At 59.2% G+C, this 19,274-nt stretch carries 23 protein-coding genes and 2 pseudogenes; 15 read left to right on the forward strand and 10 right to left on the reverse strand.

The annotated features are described in order from the left end of the window. Nucleotides 1-2: 2 nt before the first annotated feature. Both GZH91_RS11075 and folK read left to right on the forward strand, forming a co-directional pair. Nucleotides 3-245: a formate dehydrogenase subunit delta gene (locus GZH91_RS11075; RefSeq protein WP_147075120.1), complete on the forward strand. Its 243-nt coding sequence runs from the start codon at nt 3-5 to the stop codon at nt 243-245. Continuing rightward, nucleotides 242-808: a 2-amino-4-hydroxy-6-hydroxymethyldihydropteridine diphosphokinase gene (gene folK, locus GZH91_RS11080; protein ID WP_147075121.1), complete on the forward strand. Its 567-nt coding sequence runs from the start codon at nt 242-244 to the stop codon at nt 806-808. Before GZH91_RS11075 ends, folK begins: the two co-directional genes overlap by 4 nt. 155 nt (nt 809-963) lie before the next feature. On the opposite strand, the gene GZH91_RS18410 is transcribed toward folK, so the two are convergent. The 4 genes and pseudogenes from GZH91_RS18410 to GZH91_RS11095 all read right to left on the reverse strand — a co-directional run. After that, nucleotides 964-1,218, reverse strand: coding sequence for a hypothetical protein (locus GZH91_RS18410; RefSeq protein ID WP_371860403.1), 255 nt, complete (start codon nt 1,216-1,218; stop codon nt 964-966). A 284-nt stretch (nt 1,219-1,502) separates the two neighbouring features. Beyond that, a pseudogene (locus tag GZH91_RS18415) lies at nt 1,503-1,565 on the reverse strand (hypothetical protein); the annotation flags it as partial. 264 nt (nt 1,566-1,829) lie between these two features. Then, nucleotides 1,830-2,789: an IS5 family transposase gene (locus GZH91_RS11090; protein WP_161984250.1), complete on the reverse strand. Its 960-nt coding sequence runs from the start codon at nt 2,787-2,789 to the stop codon at nt 1,830-1,832. A 253-nt stretch (nt 2,790-3,042) separates the two neighbouring features. Continuing rightward, a pseudogene (locus GZH91_RS11095) lies at nt 3,043-3,550 on the reverse strand (IS630 family transposase); the annotation flags it as partial. Between the two features lie 235 nt (nt 3,551-3,785). On the opposite strand from GZH91_RS11095, the gene GZH91_RS11100 reads away from it, so the two are divergent. The 3 genes from GZH91_RS11100 (at nt 3,786) to GZH91_RS11110 (ending at nt 5,829) form a co-directional block, all read left to right on the forward strand. Next, the gene (locus GZH91_RS11100; protein ID WP_223264655.1) at nt 3,786-4,124 is read left to right on the forward strand and encodes a cupredoxin domain-containing protein; all 339 of its coding nucleotides are present in this window, start codon (nt 3,786-3,788) and stop codon (nt 4,122-4,124) included. 2 nt (nt 4,125-4,126) lie between these two features. Next, nucleotides 4,127-4,975, forward strand: a complete 849-nt coding sequence (locus GZH91_RS11105; protein ID WP_147075072.1) for an FTR1 family iron permease — start codon at nt 4,127-4,129, stop codon at nt 4,973-4,975. Between the two features lie 83 nt (nt 4,976-5,058). Further along, nucleotides 5,059-5,829 (forward strand): hypothetical protein, encoded by a 771-nt coding sequence (locus GZH91_RS11110; RefSeq protein WP_198415298.1) that lies wholly within the window; start codon nt 5,059-5,061, stop codon nt 5,827-5,829. A 253-nt stretch (nt 5,830-6,082) separates the two neighbouring features. Here GZH91_RS11110 and GZH91_RS11115 read toward each other — a convergent pair whose 3' ends face one another. After that, nucleotides 6,083-6,433: a hypothetical protein gene (locus GZH91_RS11115; protein ID WP_161984256.1), complete on the reverse strand. Its 351-nt coding sequence runs from the start codon at nt 6,431-6,433 to the stop codon at nt 6,083-6,085. Between the two features lie 96 nt (nt 6,434-6,529). Between GZH91_RS11115 and GZH91_RS11120 the strand changes: the two genes are divergently transcribed. After that, nucleotides 6,530-7,501 (forward strand): cation diffusion facilitator family transporter, encoded by a 972-nt coding sequence (locus GZH91_RS11120; RefSeq protein WP_147075071.1) that lies wholly within the window; start codon nt 6,530-6,532, stop codon nt 7,499-7,501. 144 nt (nt 7,502-7,645) lie between these two features. Here GZH91_RS11120 and GZH91_RS17705 read toward each other — a convergent pair whose 3' ends face one another. After that, entirely contained in the window at nt 7,646-7,804 is a 159-nt protein-coding gene (locus tag GZH91_RS17705) for a hypothetical protein (protein ID WP_174861875.1), read from the reverse strand. Between the two features lie 339 nt (nt 7,805-8,143). On the opposite strand from GZH91_RS17705, the gene GZH91_RS11130 reads away from it, so the two are divergent. The 6 genes from GZH91_RS11130 to GZH91_RS11155 all read left to right on the forward strand — a co-directional run bounded on the left by GZH91_RS11130 (nt 8,144) and on the right by GZH91_RS11155 (nt 15,674). Beyond that, on the forward strand, nt 8,144-9,088 hold the full coding sequence (locus GZH91_RS11130) for a respiratory chain complex I subunit 1 family protein (protein WP_147075070.1): 945 nt from the start codon (nt 8,144-8,146) through the stop codon (nt 9,086-9,088). A gap of 73 nt (nt 9,089-9,161) precedes the next feature. Beyond that, complete coding sequence (locus tag GZH91_RS11135; protein ID WP_198415299.1) at nt 9,162-9,794, forward strand: hypothetical protein; 633 nt, start codon at nt 9,162-9,164, stop codon at nt 9,792-9,794. Then, complete coding sequence (locus GZH91_RS11140; protein WP_147075068.1) at nt 9,791-11,281, forward strand: proton-conducting transporter transmembrane domain-containing protein; 1,491 nt, start codon at nt 9,791-9,793, stop codon at nt 11,279-11,281. The genes GZH91_RS11135 and GZH91_RS11140 overlap by 4 nt, the downstream gene beginning before the upstream one ends. Next, nucleotides 11,278-12,843, forward strand: coding sequence for a hydrogenase large subunit (locus GZH91_RS11145; RefSeq protein ID WP_147075067.1), 1,566 nt, complete (start codon nt 11,278-11,280; stop codon nt 12,841-12,843). Before GZH91_RS11140 ends, GZH91_RS11145 begins: the two co-directional genes overlap by 4 nt. Before the next feature lie 15 nt (nt 12,844-12,858). Further along, the gene (locus GZH91_RS11150) at nt 12,859-13,719 is read left to right on the forward strand and encodes an NADH-quinone oxidoreductase subunit B family protein (protein WP_147075066.1); all 861 of its coding nucleotides are present in this window, start codon (nt 12,859-12,861) and stop codon (nt 13,717-13,719) included. Then, nucleotides 13,716-15,674: a proton-conducting transporter transmembrane domain-containing protein gene (locus GZH91_RS11155; protein WP_147075065.1), complete on the forward strand. Its 1,959-nt coding sequence runs from the start codon at nt 13,716-13,718 to the stop codon at nt 15,672-15,674. The genes GZH91_RS11150 and GZH91_RS11155 overlap by 4 nt, the downstream gene beginning before the upstream one ends. A gap of 94 nt (nt 15,675-15,768) precedes the next feature. On the opposite strand, the gene GZH91_RS11160 is transcribed toward GZH91_RS11155, so the two are convergent. The 4 genes from GZH91_RS11160 to GZH91_RS18340 all read right to left on the reverse strand — a co-directional run bounded on the left by GZH91_RS11160 (nt 15,769) and on the right by GZH91_RS18340 (nt 17,904). Continuing rightward, nucleotides 15,769-16,532, reverse strand: a protein-coding gene (locus GZH91_RS11160) for an IS5 family transposase (RefSeq protein WP_161984191.1) whose coding sequence is annotated in 2 segments (ribosomal slippage) — nt 15,769-16,160 and nt 16,160-16,532 — 765 coding nt in all. Because the reading frame shifts where the segments join, the coding sequence is not laid out codon by codon here. 144 nt (nt 16,533-16,676) lie between these two features. Next, on the reverse strand, nt 16,677-17,258 hold the full coding sequence (locus tag GZH91_RS17825; RefSeq protein WP_232522178.1) for a hypothetical protein: 582 nt from the start codon (nt 17,256-17,258) through the stop codon (nt 16,677-16,679). Nucleotides 17,259-17,337: 79 nt separating this feature from the next. Then, complete coding sequence (locus GZH91_RS18335; protein ID WP_198415301.1) at nt 17,338-17,550, reverse strand: hypothetical protein; 213 nt, start codon at nt 17,548-17,550, stop codon at nt 17,338-17,340. Nucleotides 17,551-17,598: 48 nt separating this feature from the next. Beyond that, the gene (locus tag GZH91_RS18340) at nt 17,599-17,904 is read right to left on the reverse strand and encodes a thiamine pyrophosphate-binding protein (RefSeq protein ID WP_198415302.1); all 306 of its coding nucleotides are present in this window, start codon (nt 17,902-17,904) and stop codon (nt 17,599-17,601) included. 237 nt (nt 17,905-18,141) lie between these two features. On the opposite strand from GZH91_RS18340, the gene GZH91_RS11170 reads away from it, so the two are divergent. From GZH91_RS11170 to GZH91_RS11180, 3 genes are read left to right on the forward strand one after another with little or no spacing between them, the layout of a single operon-like run. Continuing rightward, complete coding sequence (locus GZH91_RS11170; protein WP_147071801.1) at nt 18,142-18,789, forward strand: SDR family oxidoreductase; 648 nt, start codon at nt 18,142-18,144, stop codon at nt 18,787-18,789. Further along, complete coding sequence (locus GZH91_RS11175) at nt 18,776-18,976, forward strand: hypothetical protein (RefSeq protein WP_147071803.1); 201 nt, start codon at nt 18,776-18,778, stop codon at nt 18,974-18,976. Before GZH91_RS11170 ends, GZH91_RS11175 begins: the two co-directional genes overlap by 14 nt. Continuing rightward, complete coding sequence (locus GZH91_RS11180) at nt 18,937-19,197, forward strand: SPW repeat domain-containing protein (protein WP_147071805.1); 261 nt, start codon at nt 18,937-18,939, stop codon at nt 19,195-19,197. Before GZH91_RS11175 ends, GZH91_RS11180 begins: the two co-directional genes overlap by 40 nt. Nucleotides 19,198-19,274 lie beyond the last annotated feature (77 nt).

Genomic DNA, 19,274 nt, shown 5'->3' on the forward strand with positions numbered 1-19,274 from the left:
CTATGAACATCGCGAGACTGATACACATGGCGAACCAGATCGGTAATTTTTTTGAAACCGATCCGGATCGCACCATCGGAATGGCCGGTGTGGCCAACCATCTAACCCATTTCTGGGAACCGCGCATGCGCAAAGCACTCATCGCCCACCTGGATACACCAGGCAAGACCGATCTAAGCCCTTTCGTCAGGGAGGCCTTGAAACTCCACCGCAAACAGCTACTGGTTGACAAGGAGCCCGCATGAGCCAGGCATTCATTGCACTAGGCGGCAATCTGGACCATCCTGCCAATCTGATCCGCGCTGTATTTGCTGAACTGGATCGCCTGCCCGGATGCCGCCTGCTACGGGCCTCTTCCCTGTATCGCACGGCGCCGGTAGGCTATGATTTCCAGCCCGATTTCATCAATGCCGTCGCCCTGCTTGAAACCACATACCCTCCCCATGCGCTCTTAATGGAATTGCTGGCCATGGAAACTCGCCATGGGCGCGTACGTAGCATTCGCAATGGTCCGCGTACGCTAGACCTGGATCTTCTGCTTTACGATGACCTGATCCTTGATGATGCCACCCTCACCTTGCCTCACCCACGCATGCACATGCGCCCCTTCGTTCTCGTTCCCTTATTGGAGATCGCACCCAATAGCGTCATACCGCTTCGTGGCCCCGCCGCCTCGATGCTTGCAGCACTTGCCGATCAGGACGATATCTGGCGTGTCGATGGAGAGGAATTCGACAAAGGCTTCCAGATACTATGCGCACTCGGCCAAGGCATGGTGCCAATCTCCCGCAAAGAAACAATAATGTGATCCTTTTCCTATAGTTAAGCCAAGCTGATTCAAATTCTCGTTGGCGCTGCGTTCCCAAGAGGCATAGGGATGAGCGAAGAATGCAGTCTGCATCGAGCTTCCCGGCGATCCGCTCATGCTGGGCGAACTCACGGCCGTTGTCGGTCGTCAGCGTATTAACGCAGGCCGCAAAAGGTGTCAGCAGATAGATCATGGTATCCAACCGCCTGTACGGTCTTGAACGGGACATGGGCGATCAGGGCGTAACGGGACTTGCGTTCGTTGAGCGTGAGGAACGCCTGTTGCTGACCGGCACCAATGACCAGATCGCCCTCCCAGTTGCTGAAACGCTTGCGGCTGTTAACGATGGCCGGGCGCTGCTCGGATCGATACCTGGTTGGGGATGGTGCCGCGTCGCTCGCGACCCCCATAGCGCTTCCTGCGCGCCTTTTGACAGCGCAGGGCGCGGTGCAGGGCGCTCCGCGTTTGTCGGCGTAGAGCGTTGGTAGATGGCCTCGTGGCTCGCCGAGGGTAGACCGCGCTGCTTGAGTCGGCCGCAGATCTGCTCCGGGCTCCACAGTTCGCCGAGCCGCTCGTCGGCAAAGGCCCAAGTCTCATCAGAAATGCGAGGACCGTTCTCACAGGCTGGCATCCGGGCCTGTGAGAACTCATGCGCCTGCTTCGGCCGGTAGCCGCGCAGACCCCGATTTCGGTGGAGCTCGCGGCTGATGGTGGATGGATGCCGGTTCATCACTCGGGTGAGATGTGTGTAGTTCATTCCAGGCAACTTTGACTTGGCGGTCGAGGGGCTCGGATGCTATCGCATCTCACTCTCCCAGCCCATTAATCAGAGTTGCACTTCGAATTTGAACTCGCCCACTAACTAAGGATGCTCTGAACAACCCCATCCACCGCGCAGCGGCAGGCGGCGCTGCTTTAAATTTCAAATCAGCCACGCGAAATGCTTAATAAGCGCCTATTCCCGCGCTGTTTTTAGAGTTTTTAGCCCCGTTCAGGCCGCTTTCCTGATTTCCAGGCGCACTCATCCCGGTAGTGCCCTCAGTTTGTGCCGCGCCATCCACAGATTGGATAGCGCAAACAGGGTGATGAGCTGGGCCGTATTCTTCTTCAATCCTTTGTAGCGCACCTTGGCGAATCCGAACTGGCGCTTGATCACCCGGAACGGGTGCTCTACCTTGGCGCGGATACCCGCCTTGAGTTTCTCCAACTGGTCGATCAATGCATCAATGGGTTTGTCCTTGTCCAGCGCCCGGCGCTTGCCCGGGCGCATGGCGATGTGCCAGTTGATACTCGCTTTGGCGTCCGGGCGTTTGGCGGCACCCTGGTAACCGGCATCGCCATACACTTCTGTTTCCTCGCCATGCAACAGCCCATTGGCTTCGATCACGTCATGCACATGGCCAGCCGTGCCGCGCACGGTATGCACCAGTCCGGAATCGGCATCCGCACCAATGTGGGCTTTCATGCCGAAGTACCATTGATTGCCTTTTTTGCTGGAATGCATTTCGGGGTCGCGGGTCTTGTCTTTGTTCTTGGTCGAGGTGGGCGCCGGGATCAGGGTGGCGTCCACCACGCTGCCGACTTTGAGCAGCAGGCCTTGCTGGATCAGCAGCTGATTGACGGTGGCGAGAATCTGTTCGGCCAGCTGGTGGTGCTCGAGCCGGTGGCGAAAGCGCAGGATGGTGCTCTCGTCAGGCAGGCGGGCATAGTCTTCGAGTTGGGCAAATTCGCGGTACAGCGGGACGTCGAAGAAGGCTTCTTCCATGCCCGGATCGGACAGGCTGAACCATTGCTGCATGAAGTGGATGCGCAACATGGTTTCGAGCGGGAACGGCGGACGCCCGTTGTTGCCTTGGGGGTAGTGCGGGGCAATCAGCTTGACCAGCGCTGCCCACGGTACGACGTGTTCCATCTGCTCGAGAAATTCACGCTTGCGCGTGCGCTTGAGACTGAGGTCTAGATTCAGGGTGGTTTGTTTCATGGGCTTAATATTGCCACAATGGACTCGGGTGCGGGGCGCAGAAGTGGGGGTTTTGCAGAGTTTCCCTTACATGGCTTTTTTACGATGTTCTTGCAGACATTAGCCAGAACTATTACCCGACGAACTGAAGCGAAGGTGAAGTTACATTAAGCGAAGTTGTATTAGCATCAATTTATGTGGAACCCAATTTTCACCCGGCGCCCCCGAGTTCGACAGTTAAACGCACAAGTCATTGATCATTATGGGTGCGACTATAAAACGCTCCACTATGCGTGAGTCCGGCGATGACCGAGACAGGGTTCCAGTTGAAGTGAAACTGGATGATGGGCGTCTGTCCTCTGGGTGCCCAAGTGCGCACCCGGGTGGGTTTCTCGCTGATCCCCGACTCGTCGACAAAGACGATCAGGCGGCCTTCTCGCCGGGCTTTTTCTTAAGACTGGGCCAGCTGCTGCGCTTCCAGGCGCGCACCGCATCCGCGTCGCGCTCAATCGCCCGCTTCTCTGGTTTTTGCGGGCTAAAGCCCAGCGCGCCCAGGATGCGCCAGACCTGGGTCTGGCCAAAGCGCACGCCATGCATGCGTTCAATGACAGCGCCCACGCGCTTGAGCGTCCACAGTTCGGTGCCAAATCAATGCTCGGTGGGGCTTGCAGGAGGGCTGCACGCGCCGCCGCCCACTGCTGCGCATCCAGCCGGGCCGGGCGACCTCGCTCAGGCACGGTTCGCAACGCATCGATGCCGCCTTCATCGAGCAGCCGTTTCCATTACAAAACCGCGGACACCCTCGGAGGCTTTGCCCGGGGATACTTACTGTGTGAAGCACATCAAGCGACAACACCGAAGCGTTATCTAACTTTTCCCGACTATCTTTGAAAAGCCTTAATACTCGAGAAGCGGCTTCAAATGGTAATTTTCCTGTCTTTACACGATAACAATTATCATTTATATTTACGCTTTATTCGGTAATTGCCTAATTAGCTACTTATCCAAGGAGAAGCCATGTTATTCCGTTTTATGCTGGCCGTTGCCCTACCAGGCGCATTCGCGCTGTCCGGCTTCGCGCTTGCCGCCGACCCGTTGCCGGTGCTGGTGATTCATGGACAGCAGTTCGAACCCCGTGAGCTGGCTCTCCTGGCAGGCACCAAACTTAAGCTCGTTGTTCGCAACCGGGACGCGCTCCCGGCCGAGTTCGAGAGCTACGACCTGTCCCGAGAGGTGCTTGTGCCGGCAAATAGCGAAGTAACGATCTACGTGGGGCCCTTGGAGCCCGGGCGCTACCAGTTCTTCAATGACTTCAACCGTGCGATGCAAGGTACGGTTGTGGCGAAGAGGAACTGAGCGTGCTAGCGACCGCGATCATTATGTTCCGGGAGGTACTGGAGGCAGCACTTATCATTGCCATCGTACTCGGTGCGAGCCGGGGTATTGTGGGTCACGGTCGCTGGGTGGCCGCGGGCGTAGGGATGGGGTTGCTTGGGGCGTCCATCGTGGCGATTCTCGCTGCCGAGATTTCGTCTACCTTTTCCGGTAACGGTCAAGCGATTCTTGACGCGGGGATTCTGCTGAGCGCCGTGGCCATGCTCACCTGGCACAACGTATGGATGAGCGCACATGGTCGCCAGCTCGCCGCCCGGCTGTCTGCTGTTGGTGCGGATGTGCAAACGGGCAGGCGGCCCCTCGCTGCCCTGCTCGTCATTACCCTCGTGGCGGTGATGCGCGAAGGCTCGGAGGCGGTCTTGTTTCTCTGGGCGATTGCCGCCGGCGGAGGCCAAAATGTAAATATGGTTTTGGGTGGGGTGGGTGGCGTCGCAGCCGGCGTTCTGGTGGGGTTCTTGTTGTACCGCGGCTTGCTGCGCATTCCTGCCCGGCATTTCTTCTCGATCACCAGTTGGCTGATTCTCCTCTTGGCAGCAGGCCTTGCTGCGCAGGCGGCAGGATTTCTCAATCAAGCGGGGCTGCTGCCAGCGCTGGGAAATACAGTGTGGAACACCTCTCATATTCTGAGCCAGACCAGTCTAACCGGCCAGTTTCTGCATATCCTCGTGGGGTATGTGGCTCGCCCATCGGGGATTCAACTCGTGTTTTACGTCGGAACGCTCCTGACCATCTTGCTTCTGATGCGTTCCAGGGAGTGGAGGCGTATGACGCGGGTGCGAGCGGAGGAAGGGACGCCAGGAATCTCTGATTGACTGGCAGGCTGTTCCCGTGCAACTCGTCGCGGACGGTGACAGCCACCGCGGCGTCTTTTGAATCAGTTGAAGGAATTGGATGTGTGAAAACAAATATGTTTTTTAAAATCATGCAAGCTGGGGGTGGTCGACCTATCGGAAATTGGTTTGCAGCGGTTACTGCGGCACTGACCGTCGTACTGACACACGGCGCGCGCGCGGATGACTTCATCGTTTACTCGCCCTACGTGACCAAAGGGCAAAACGAGATCGAATTGCGTGGTTTTACCTACCGGGATGGCAGCGCCGACACCAACGGTGCGGGGGGCTACGAATTGGCGATTTCCCATGCGTTCACCAGTTGGTGGAAGCCGGAATTGTATTTAGGGCGATTCGAGCGCAATCCCGGCGCGACAACGCATTTGGTGGGCTATGAGTTCGAGAACACCTTCCAGCTCGCATCTGCCGGGGAATTCTGGGCGGACCCCGGGTTCCTGCTGTCCTACGAATCCAACAAGCAGCATGGCACGCCGGATGCCGTCGAATTCGGGCCTCTTTTCGAGAAGCGCTCCGGGCGGATAGATCAGCGCCTGAATCTGATCTGGGAGAAACAGGTCGGCACCGGGGCAAGCGGGAAATACGCGCTCCGTTCCGCGTACAGCGTTAACTATCGAATCAACGTCAAGTTTGCACCGGGTCTTGAAGCCTACTATCGACCCGGCGACAATGCCTACCAAATTGGCCCGTTCTTGAGCGGGGAACTCCCCGCTACTGCGGGTAGCGAGTTTGAGTACAGTGCGGGCGTAGTTTTCGGCGTCAATCGGGGCGCGCCGGATCAGACCTTTGTCGCCCGCCTGGAATATGAGTTCTTTTGAGGACGTTGTGGATGAGGCTATGCGCAATGCTTTGATGGCTTATAAGAAGCGCTGAATTTGCCAGGGTCAAGGCTGTTAACCCTTGCAATGCACCAGGAGCGTCCAAACCGTGCGGGCGTTCTGTTCGCCAACGCGACCGCCGCCACGTTCTTGTTGCGCAGGCCCATCAACTGCGCCAGCCGACTGTCTGCATGCCCCAGCTTGCGTTCGGACACCCCGGATCACCGCCCTGGCATCGCGAACTTCCACGCAATCACACAAAAACACTTGATGCGCCGCCCTGGTCATGGTCGAGTGTGGTTGAACTCGTGGCGCGCCACGCGGGCGCATATCTCGAACAATGTCGAAAATACGCGATGGTATGATAAATGTCCGGTTCTCCAAACCGGATGTCAATGAGCATCAAGGACTTCCCGGTTTCAGCGGCAAATTCTGTCAGTCGGTAACTGATATAAACATTTACTGCAAGGAAACTAAAGATGAAAATGGGCGTTTGACACGGGCACTTACGTCGAGGATACTTTGGATCGCGGTTGAATTTCCTATCCTTACCATTGCCGCGCGACAAAGCCATCGGTGGCGCGCCACCGGCAGCGAAGCGCATGGCGCCCCTTCCCGTTTCACCTTACGGGGCAGCCCGCGAGTACAAACTTGGCGGCAACCGTCGACGGAACCTGTCCACCCAAGAGATCACCGCGCCATGTCCAACACCTCCGGCTCCCGCACCGTGGTCTATGCCGCTCTCGCCGGCAATCTGCTGATCGCGATCAGTAAATTTGTCGCGGCGGCGCTCTCTGGCAGTTCGGCGATGTGGAGCGAGGGCGTGCATTCGCTGGTCGACACGATCAACGAACTGCTGTTACTGTATGGCCTGCATCGCGCCAAGGCGCCAGCGGACTCGACCCATCCGTTCGGCTATGGTCGCGAGCTGTATTTCTGGAGCTTTATCGTCGCGTTGCTGGTGCTGGTGCTCGGTGCCGGCGTGTCGCTGTTCGAGGGCATCGCACATTTGCGCCAGCCCGAGGCGATGACCGATCCGCGCATCAATTATCTCGTGCTCGGTGTATCGATGCTGTTCGAGGGCGCTTCGTGGCTCGTCGCACTACGCGAGTTCCGCGCGACCAAGGGACGCGTGGGTTATTTCGAGGCGTTCCGCAAGAGCAAGGATCCCAGCACGTTCACCGTGTTGCTGGAGGACAGCGCCGCCCTGCTGGGCCTGCTGATCGCATTCGCTGGCATCCTCGGCTCGCAGTTGCTCGACGAACCGTGGCCGGATGGTGCGGCCTCGATCGGCATCGCCCTCGTGCTCGTCACCTCGGCGACGCTGCTGGCGCGCGAGAGCAAGGGCCTGCTGATCGGCGAACCGGCACATCCGCGAGTGCGCGAATCAATCCTCGCCATCGCGGCGGCCGATCCCGGCGTGCGCAGCGCGAACGGCGTGCTGACCATGCAGATGGGCCCCCACCAGGTGGTGGCCGCACTCAGTGCGGAGTTCGAAGACGCACTGACCACGCCGCAGATCGAGGCCTGCATCAACCGCATCGAAAAGAACGCCAAGGCCTCGCATGCGGAAATCGTCACCCTGTTCGTCAAGCCGCAGACCGCGGAAACCTGGCGGGCCCGGCGCAAGGCGATCGAGCGCGACAGCAAGCCGGGTGGGGACGCCGCATGATCGACGCGATTTGCCACCAGCGTGCCACGCGGCCCGGTGCCGACACGAGATGAGGGCGATGTCGCAGTTCTCGCTGTTCGCCACCGGTCCGCAGATACTGCTCGACGACGTCAGCGGACGCATCGTCTACAAGCCCTGAGCTGATCACTGCCGCAACCCGGCACAGGACCCTGAGCGACTCAAGCCGTTCAACGCTTTTAGCCGGTCGCATTCAATGCCCGCAACGCGCGCTTCCAGGTTGCGCCGCTGGTCCTGGAAAGTGCCATAGAACAAGGCGTCGCCCACCACCGTGATGGGTGCCACCCGGACCCCGTAGGGGCAGAGCCTGCATTGTGGATAAGTTCAGTGAGAGACAAAAATATCGCTTGGAGACAATGACGGAGACAGAAGAAAAACCGGGGCAGCGCCGTTCCGCTGCGTGTGAAAGGTTACCTTCTTAAACTCGACTCAATGACGGATCCACTTTGGGCGATACCGCCATTGGCAAGAACCATCCAGGGGGTACTGATAGCCCCATCCATCACCGGCCACGCAAAGTGCCTGGATTTAGAACGCCGCACGAAGTATTCTTCGGGGTGGAAATGCGCTACACCAGGCCACCCCCATTAGTTATGGCACTTTGAACTTGAATCCGTGTGGTTTATGACATTCAGCCCAATTTTTTTGCAGATTCTGCAGGTCCTCACGGTTCTTGCACTTTCACCACTGTTGCATGGATTTATTGTGCGCATGGAAGAGCGGGTGCAGATGAGTGCCGGCCCTTCGATCTTCCAACCCTACCGCGACCTGTGCAAATATTTTTCCAAAGAACTGGTGGTGCCCCGCGATGCCTCGTGGGTGTTTCTGTTGACACCCATCGTCGCATTCACCGCGATGCTGACCGTGCCTCTGCTCATTCCTGTGCTCACCAACTACCCGCTCCCCCTATCGGACATGGGCGATATTTTGGGCGGCGGTTTGATTCTCACCCTGGGCAGTTTCGCCCTGCTGCTGGCCGGGCTGGATACGGGACAGCCATTCGGCGGGCTGGGTTCGAGCCGGGCGGTGATGCTGACGGTGCTGGCCGAGCCGACCCTGATTCTGGTGCTGGTCGGCATTACCTTTCTCGATCACGCCATGCTGCCCTTTGTGGCCAATCATCTTTTGGTGAGCCAGCCGGCCGCGTTCTTGAGCCCGACGCACATTTTTCTGACTCTGGCGTTTCTGATTCTGCTGACGGTGGAAACCGACCGCCTGCCGATTCATTCGACGATTCCCTACGAGATTTACATGATCGACGAGGCGCGCATCCTCGAATACAGCGGCCCACTGCTGGGGTTGCTCAAATGGGCGAGTTGGATGAAGCAGTTCATCCTCTACACGATTTTTCTCAACGTGTTCCTGTTTCCCTGGGGACTGGCGACGAACGGCCATTGGCTCAGCATCCTCGGCGCGAGCGCGATGATTCTCCTGAAATACGCCGGTCTCGGCTTATTCATGGTCGGCGTGGATACCGCGCAATCCCGCCTGCGGTTTTATCGCTATCAAGAACCGCTGGCACTGTCGTTTCTGTTTGCGGTGCTGGCGATCGTGGCGGCGCAATTATGAACGCTGCGCCAGGGGCTTATTCATTATGCTGATTCTGCACCTCGACCCGATTGCGACTTCGCTGATGAGCCTGTTGATCGTGATTGCGCTTGTCCTTGCCTTTGTGATGCTCGGTTCGCATTGGCTGCGTAATCATGTGTTGGCCTTCGCCGCCGAATCCTGGGTCATCGCTGGGTTATCCGCACTGGTTGGTTATTATGGGCATTTCTACGAACTCTTCCTGATCGCGGGGCTGACCGCGCTGTTTCGTGGCAGCCTGCTGCCGTATCTGTTGATGCGGCTGGTGAACCGGCTCGATATGCACCGCGAATTCACACCGATTCTTAACCCTTCAACCACCCTCGTGCTGGGCGCGGCGCTGATGGTTTTTGCCTATCTCGTCGCCGATCGCATTGGGCAATCCCTGGGGCTGGAAAGCAAAATTGCTGTACTGGCGCTGATGGCACTCCTCGGGCTCAAGCTGATCGGTTTTCTGATGTTGGTGTTGCGACGCGAAGCCTTGAGCCATGTGCTCGGCCTGCTCGTCATCGAAAACGGAATTTTTCTCGGCTCGCAAATTCTCGTGCCCGGGATGCCGATGCTGCTGGAACTCGTGATCCTGTTTGATTTGCTGATTATCGTCCTGACCTTCGGACTCTTGATGCGCTACCTCAAGGAACACGCCGGAACGACCAGTTCGGCCGATTTGCGGAGACTGACGGGATGACTGCTCCATCACCCCACGGGCTGATCGGCCTGCTGATCGCCCTGCTCTGGCTCACGCCCGCCCTCGCCATCGCCGGCATCGCGCTCACCCGGCGGCCGCGCTGGGCAGAATGGCTGAACCTCATCGCCGCCGGGCTGGTATTCGCCGAAACGCTGGCGCTGCTGATATGCTCCAGCACGCTGACCACACCCGCGATTCTGCTCGGCCATGCCCTGATCTTGTCGCCCTTGGGTGCCTGGGTGCTGCTGTGTGTCGGCACCGTCTACCTCTTGGCCTCGATCTACGCCACCGGGTACATGCGGATGCTGCCGGAAGAAGCGCCCCGCCTGCCGCTGTTCTATGCCCTGCTCGCAGCCTTTGCCTTGAGCATGCTCGTCGCGCCCCTGCTCAATTCGCCGGGGCTGTACTGGATCGCCATCGACCTGACGACGATCATCAGTGCGTTTCTGGTCGGCTTTGAACGCGCGCCCGAACCCATTGAGGCCGCCTGGAAATATATTGTGATCGTTTCGGCGGGGCTATCGCTCGCCCTGCTCGGGATCGTGCTGTTCTACTGGGGCGGCAGCTTTGCTGCCGGCATGGTCTACGACCTCACTTGGCGCAAGCTGGCCGAACTCGCCCCCGGCATGGCCCCGCCGCTCGCGGCTCTGGCGTTTTTGCTGGTACTCGCCGGCTTTGGCACCAAGGTCGGGCTGGTACCGATGCACACCTGGCTCCCCGATGCGCATAGCGAAGGCCCCGCGCCAGTGTCTGCGATGCTCTCCGGGGCGTTGCTCAATACCGCGTTGCTGGGCATCGTCCGGTTCATGACGGCGATGGATGACAGCCCGGTTGCGCCGCTAGCGCATACCGCGCTCATCCTGATTGGGCTTTTGTCTTTGCTGGTTGCGGCGCTCTTCATCGTGCGCCAGACCGGAATCAAACGCCTGATGGCGTATTCCTCAGTCGAGCATATGGGTGTGCTGGCCATCGGCTTTGGTATCGGCGGGCCGATCGGTTTTGCGGCCGCAATGTATCACATGCTCAACCATTCACTGACCAAATCCCTGATGTTCTTCGGCGCGGGCAATCTGATGCGGGCCTACGAAACCAAAGACATGGCGCAGATGCAGGGTTTTCTGCGGCATTTCCCGATGATGGGGCTACTGTTTTTAGCCGGCGCCGTCGCCATCACCGGTGCTCCGCCGTTTGGCCTGTTCCGCTCTGAATTCGAGGTGGTGCGGGCGGGGCTGGCCAGCGGATATGTCTGGGAGATTCTGTTCATGGCGTTGTTGTTGATCCTGATTTTCGCCGCATTTTTAAACCACATCCGGCGCATGGCCTTCGGCGCGACGGGACAAATCGCTCCGCAACCCATCAATCGTCACCTCTCGTGCTGGCAAACGCTGCCCATGTGGCTGGCGCTGATCCCGACGCTGCTGTTTGGTCTGTGGTGGCCGGATGCCTTTACCCGGTTTTTCCATCTGGCGCGGACGATGCTGCCATGAATCCCTGTCGCACCCGAATCATCACCGTCGATCAACTGCTGCCCGAGGCCGAAGCGCTGCATGCACGCGGCGCGCGCTTTCAAATGGCCTGGGCCGAGCGCGGCATGCAGGGCGGCACCGATGTGCATTACCTTGTCGCGCCACCGCTATCGGCGGGCGCGGCGAGCACTGCCGCAATGTTTGAGTGCCTGACGCTCCAGAACGTGCGGGAACTACCCACGCTGACCCACGTGATTCCACTGCTCGGCTGGTACGAGCGCGAGATCATGGATCAACACGGCTTGATCTGCACCGGCCACCCCCAACCCTGGCCTCTGTTGTTCCATCCGGGCCACCTTCCGCGCACGCCTTTGCTGGCCGATGCCGCCGAGAACCTGCCGGACGACGACGCGCCCATCTCATCCAGCAATGCCCCCGATGTGTTCGATGAGCATGACCCCCCCGGTCTCGGGCTGCCGGAAATCACCGGCGGACAAAAACAGGTGCAATCGCTGATCTGGGGGCCGGTTCGGGCGGATGTGGTCGAAACTGGCGCTTTCGGTTTTGCCTATGTCGGGGAATTGATTCTGCATCACCAGCCCCGGCTGTTCTTCAAGCATCGGCAAATCGAGGCCCGCATGGCCGGCCGTTCGGCCGATCAGGGGCTCTTTCTGGCCGAACGGGTTTCCGGGGTGGGCAGTGTCGCCCACGCTCTGGCTTTCGCCCAGGCAGTAGAAACCGCCAGCGGCTGCGCCGTTCCGGAACCGGCACACTGGTTGCGGGTCCTCTTGCAAGAACTCGAACGGCTTTACAACCACCTGCATTATTTCGGCCTGCTCGCCAAGACCACCACCCTCAAGGTGGCCTCGGCCGAAGGATTCTGGCTGGAAGAACAGCTCAAACAAATCCTCGGACGACTCACCGGCAGCCGTTTTGGGCGTGGCTTGATCGTGCCGGGCGGCCTGCGCCGCACGTTCTCTGCCCAGGCACTCGAAACGACGCAGCGCGCCCTGCTCGCCCTGCGTCCGCGCGTCGCCGCCTATCTTGCACGAATGAATCGCACCGCCAGCCACCTCGATCGCCTGATCAGCACCGGTGTGCTCGACCGCAAAACCGCGCTCGATCAGGGGGCAACCGGCCCAGTGGAACGGGCTTCAGGCCTTGATCGCGATTTGCGCCGCGACCATCCTTATGCGGCCTGGCCGCATCTTGATTTTACGGTCACTACCGCCGCGGCGGGGGATGCCCAAGCCAGAGCCGCGGTGCGTGGCGGCGAAATTGCCACCAGCTTTGAAGTACTCGAGCGCGTGCTCAACCACCTGCTGGCCTGTGAACCAGAGCCGGTGTATCAACCGCTGGCCGCCCACTGGCAGGGCAGCGGTTTGGGTTGGGTGGAAAGCCCGCGCGGCTCACTTTATTACGCGATCACCGGCGCTGACGGGCGGCTGACCCGGGTCAAAATCAAATCACCGTCGTTTTCGAACTGGCGAGTGTTCCCATTCACCGTACACGGCAGCAACATGATGGATTACGCGATCAATGAAGCGAGTTTTGGCCTAACCATCGCCGGTTGTGACCGCTAACAGGAGATACCACCCATGCCCAACTGGATCTGGACTGGCCTACGCCACGCCAACAGCAGTACCGACTGGCCCCGTGCCGATCAGGGGCAGCCCGACCCGTGCCGCGACGGCCAGCAAGGCGTGCTCGGATTTCCCCGTCTCAATCCGGCCCAAGCCTGCGCGGCGGATTGCCAGCGGTGCGTCGAATCCTGCCCCACTCAAGCGATTAGCTACGCCCCAGCGTCCGAAACGGGCCAGCCTGCGCACGATCCCCGGATCGGGATCGACTATGGCCGCTGCATTCAATGCCAGGCCTGCGTATTTGCCTGCCCGGACGACGGCCCGCTGGAGCTGACCCACCATTGGCCAATGGCCACCCGCGACCGCCAGCGACTGCGCCACCTCAACCCGGATACCGTGACTGAACCGGCGCAATCGCGCCTGCGCCATGCCCTACTGCGCCGCCAGAAACACAGTCTGCATATCCGGCACATCGACGCCGGTTCTTGCAATGGCTGCGAAAGCGAGTTGCAAGCACTCGATAACCCGTTCTACAACTTGCACCGGTTGGGGATTTTCTTCACCCCATCGCCGCGCTTTGCCGATTTATTGCTCGTCACTGGCGTGGTCACGCCCCCCACCCGCGCGCTGATCGAGCGCACATTCGAGGCCATGCCGGATCCCAAATGGGTACTGGCCGCCGGAACCTGCGCGGTCTCTGGGGCCCCCTTCGATACCCCGTTACGCGGAATGCCTTCCACTCAGAACGGGCTGAGCGATAGCGTGCCGGTCGATGTGTGGTTACCGGGCTGCCCACCCAATCCGGCGGCACTGATTCAAGGCTTACTCGTGCTGCTCGAACGCGACCGGGAACGCATCGGGGAGATTACCTCATGATGCCTACTCTGTTTCAAAGCGGACTCTTCGCCCTTGTGTTCCTGCTCATTCTGAGCCTTGTGGGACGCAATGCCGCCGTGTTGCGGGTGCTAACCGCGGTGGCGCTGCTGCCCCTCATCCTGGCCTGCGGCGCCCTGCTGCTGGCGCACAAATCCTTGAATCTCATCCTGCTGGGGTTATCGCTGCACTGGACAACCGATGCGCTCTGGCTGTTGCTGACCGGTCTGCTGCCCGCTCTGCTCGCGCTGCTCCTGCCCTACCCCGGCCGACATCCCGCCGGCTGGCTGGCCGGAGCCATTTTGACCCTGCTCGGAGTGTTCACTTTGCTCGGCGGGCAGAATGGCGTCACGCTTCTGATTGGTTGGGCGCTGATGAGCTTTGGCGGCGCCGTGATGCTGCTTGCCGATCAGCAACGTGCCCCGGAACGCGCAGCCAGCGGCACGCTGTTCATGCTGGTCTTGCTGGAAGTCGGTGCCGTGGCGCTGCTGGTCGCCATTGCCGCCCTGGCTGGTTCAAGCGCGCATATCGAAGCCATGATCCAGCACTGGCAGACCCTGGCGCCAAGCTCCAGCATTGCGATTGCCGCCGCCCTGACCCTGGGCTTCGGCGCCAAGCTCGGCCTGCTACCATTTTATAAGTGGTATCCCAAGGCGTATGGCAGTGGCACGGGTGCCAGTGGCGCGTTGATGTCGGGCATCGTGCTCGCGGCGGCCTGGTTGACCTTGAGCCATGTCCTGCTCGACTGGCTGCCGCTGGGCCCCGGAGTGCAGACTTTTGCCATGATTCTGCTCGGCTTGGCAACCGCCACCGCGATCCTCGCGATTTTATATGCGTTCCAGCAAGAAGACTGGCGGCGGCTGCTCGCCTTTTCCTCGGTGGAAAATGCCGCGCTCGTCACAATCATGCTCGCAGCGGCGCTGCTGTTTCGCAGCGAAGGGCAGAATCAACTCGCCTCTTTAGCTTGGCTTGCCGGCTTCATCCACATCACCGGGCATAGTCTTGGCAAAGGCGTACTGATGCTGATTGCAGACCGGGTGTATCTGCTCAGCGACAGCTATGCGATTCGCCCCATGCGGCTGATTGCCCTCGCGCCGCTCGGGCTTGGTATGGCGGGCGTTTTTGCGGCCATGAGCTTGGCGGCCATGCCGCCGCAGGCCGGATTTGCCAGCGAATGGCTGATGTTGCAAACCATCTTTCATGGCTTCGATCTGCAACAGGCCACCGCCCGCATCCTGCTGGCGCTCGCCGGTGCCGGAGTCGCGCTCACCGCCGCAATTGCGCTGGCTACAATGGTCAAGGTTGTCGGCGTCGGCCTGCTCGGCGCACCAAACAACCCGCCCAACACCCGATCGCTGGGCCGCGGTACCCGCATTGGCCTGACCTTACTCGGCATCACTCTGCCGCTGTATGCCATTAGCCTGCCTTGGACGCTACCGCTGCTGGTGGCTGCGAGTTGGGGGCAGACTGCCGATCGGCTGGTCGATGGCTTGCTGATCGTGCCGCTTTCAGCCAATTTCGCTTTTATTTCACCGAGCGAACTCGTCATCGTCATGCCCTTGCTCGCCCTGATTCCGATGGCCCTCCTGGCACGAAGCTGGCACAGCCGCCGTCGCGCCGACGTCTGGGCCCACGGTCTTGCCAGGCCGGTACGCCATGCGCCGATCACGGCATTGGCGTTTTCCAATGCCCTGCGCTCGTTCTACAGCCCGGTCTACCGCCCCCGCACCGAGAACACAAGCCAGGCTTTGGATGCCAATGGTTATTTCATCAATCGGCTCATCTTCACCCACAGCCAGAATGCGGTCTTCGAGCCGTGGCTATTTCGGCCGGTCATTCGTACCGTGCAATGGCTGGCCGGACAGATCAGCGCCCTGCAAAACGGCTCGATGAACCGCTATCTCGGTTATTTGATGATAATTTTGCTGCTGATACTGACCACTGTTTTGTGGTGGTAGTTACACCGGAACACAACGGCTCCACTGCATAACCAAAAGAATGACGAAAAGCGTCAATGGCAGGCTGGGAATTTACGCAGCTTAGGTACTGTCGTCACGAGATAGTCAGCCAAAGGGTAAGACAGCGAATTTGTACGGCAGCCACGAAGGATGACAAGTTTTTCGCATAGCGGGTGGCGATCCCTCGCCACCGCTTGAGATGCAAGAATGCGTTCTCGACCAAATGGCGTAGCTTGTAGAGATGCTTATCGTACTCTCTGGGTTGTTTACGGTTTTTGCGCGGCGGAATAACCGCTTTTGCTCCTTGTTCCTCGACTTTCGCCACGATCGCATCGCTGTCGTAGCCTTTGTCGGCAAGAAGGTGCTCCATCTGAAATCCCTCAATCAATTGGTCAGCCTCAGCGCAATCTGCTCGGGTACCTTCTGTAATAACTGCTCTGAGCGGCATACCATGCGCATCCACGGCCAGATGTATCTTTGTGTTGAGCCCCCTTTTGTACGGCTCATGCCTTGATTGCCTCCGCGTGCCCCAGCGGCATGGGGGGGAACCTTGCAATGGCTGGCATCGATCATGAGCCATTCGTAATCCGGCTCGACAATGAGCTTTTCCAGCAACGACTCCCAAATGCCTTGATCGCGCCAACGGCAAAAGCGTCGATGGGTGTTTTTCCATCCTCCATACGAGGCAGGCAGGTCTCGCCACGGCGCACCCGTGCGAAGAATCCAAAACACCGCATTGATAAATCGGCGGTTATCTTGTGCCACTCCACCCCAAACACCTGCGCGCCCAGGTAAATGCGGTTCGAGCAAGGCCCAATGTTTGTCCGTAATGTCGTGTCGATGGATGGTTTCTGGCATTCGGTTATGAGTTTTTTACGAAAACCATATTTTGCCACATCTTGTGATGACAGTATCTAGAGTCTATTGACATAGAACTTGCTTGCATGCTCTGCTTCGGGTGGAAGAGAGGGTTAAGCCCGCTTCCAGTTTTTTAACACTACGTTAGCTACACCTCGTCGCGCTTCGCGTCCGGGTGCTTGAATTCGAAGCCGATACCGGCCCTGGCAGTAGGATGCACCGCTCCGGCAAACGCGAGGACAGTTCCCAGAACATACGCTGCGGATTGATCGGATCGGCGTCCATCATTGCGCGCTCTTCGAGCAGTTGCCACCACGTGGCGACGTTCTTCTCGATCGTCGCGCGCCAGGCGCGTTCGGTCTTGCGTTGCAACAGGGGGAGCAGCGCGCGCAACGTGACCGCGCTGTCGCCGACCAGATTCACTTCCATTGGATAGCGAATCGACAGCATCTTGGGATCGAGATCAATCTGCACCGCACGCGCCTGGCCTTCTTTGGGCAAGAATTCGGAGTAAGGGAAGCGTGAACCCACCATCAGCAGAGTGTCGCAATCCATCATCATGTTCCAGCTCGGCTTGGTACCGAGCAGACCGATTGCGCCGGTGACATAGGGCAACTCGTCCGGCAGTGCGGCCTTGCCGAGCAGGGCCTTGGCCACGCCCGCGCCGAGCAATTCGGCCACCTCCATCACTTCGTCGGTCGCAGCCAGTGCGCCGGCACCAACCAAGATCGCAATCCTCTCGCCCGCATTGAGCACCTCCGCCGCGCGCCCAAGGTCGGCATCAGTCGGGAGCACGCGCGGCGCACTATAGCCGAGACCCGAGTGAATGGTGCCGACCTTGAGCGCGCGGCGGCGTTGTCACGGCGTGGAGTTCCTGTACGTCGTTGGGTACGATGATGCAGGTCACCGTGCGCTCGGCGATGGCGATGCGCAACGCGCGATCGACTATGTGGCGCACCTGTGCCGGCACCGTGATCATCTGCACGTAATCGCCGGCAACATCCTTGAACAGCGACACCAGATCGACTTCCTGCTGGTACTTGCCGCCGAGCGTGACACGCGATTGCTAACCCACAATGGCAACCACCGGCTGGTGGTCGAGCTTGGCGTCATAGAGTCCATTGAGCAGATGAATGGCGCCGGGGCCCGATGTCGCGAGGCAAACACCGACCTGCCCGGTGAACTTGGCGTGCACGCAGGCCATGAATGCGGTCATTTCCTCGTGGCGCGCGCGCACCAGTTCGAAACGATCGCCAGCGCGGTCCATCGCGCCCATGATCCCGTTAATGCCGTCGCCAGGGAAACCGTAAATCCGCTTGATGCCCCAGTCGCTGAATCGCTGCAGGAGGAAATCGCTTACCGTGTCGCTCATAGGGTTGACCTCTTCGGATACGCCTATGGAGTGCCGTGCCCAGGCTTGAACACGCCAGCTGCATCACACAGGGTCAGATGGTTTTGTTTGTCTGCGAACCTGGTTGCGATTACGGTCCAGATCATTTTTGCAAGACACGGACAAACAAATGGGCATGATAGGCAAGGGCGCGATGGGCAAAAGACAAAGTTCGCACCTTAATGTTTTACACCGCCCCATGGTGGGTGTCCGAAAAGCATTAGAACGTGTGCGTCAAAACCATGGTCAACGCATTGCCGCTTTCATTCACCTCGCCCATATTATAATTTTAGCGGAGAACCCAGTCCCAAGTACCAATCGGTCAACGTGCTTGGAACCGAACGCTTGCTGCGCGCCCTGCAATCATTCGAGGTCGGACAATTCATTTTCTCGAGTTCTATGCTGGTACATGCGCCGCAGCCGCCCGGTCATTTGATCAATGAAAATTCACCGTTTGAGCCTAAATGGGACTATCCGGTATCAAAGTTGGCCGCCGAAGAAAAAATTCTACGCGAACATGGGCAGATCCCCTTCGCGATTCTACGCATCGCTGGCGTCTATGATGACCGTTGTCATTTACCCGCTCTCGCGCAGCAGATTGCGCGGATCAACGAACGCAAACTGATCAGCCATGTATTCCCGGGTGACAGCAGCCACGGGCAGGCATCGATCCATATGGGCGACTTGCTCGATGGAATCGGGAGGCTCCTGTCCAAGCGGCACGAATTGCCGGATCATTTGACCTTGCTGCTCGGCGAGCCCGAAACGCCGTGTTACGCGGCGCTACAGCGCGAGATCGGAATGGACAAGGCGCACGCCGCTGGCAACATGACCACGGGCAGAGCATGGCGGCATGATGGTCGATGATCATCGTAAAATGCTGTGGCTGCACTATGTCAATCTGATGCTCGGATTCTGGTTGCTGACCAGCCCGTTTACCCTGGGATATCTGAGCAACTACGTCCCCGATGCCAATGTATTGCGCGTCATGGCCGAACGCGGGCTAGCGGTGCCATGGCGAACAGTGATTATCTTGTCGGTGCATCGGTGGTGACGTTCTCGATTATTGCCTTCGCCGAGGTTGCGCGCAGCGTGCGTCTCATCAACATACTGTTCGGAGTCTGGCTCATCGCGGCGCCGTGGCTACTGGACGGGGTGTCGTCGCCGTTAGCGACCGGCAACAGTATCATATGCGGTGCATTGCTGATTGCATTGGCGATTCCGCGCGGTACGATCAAGGATTCCTATGCGAGCTGGGATCGGTATATTATTTAGCCGTGGTTTTCCAGTTGGCTCGGTCTTGGTGGCCTGCCCGTTTGGGTCATCTTCGGGCAGAAGCAGTGACCGGCCTG

The organism is Sulfuriferula plumbiphila, assembly GCF_009938015.1.
Taxonomy (GTDB): Bacteria; Pseudomonadota; Gammaproteobacteria; order Burkholderiales; family Sulfuriferulaceae; genus Sulfuriferula; species Sulfuriferula plumbiphila.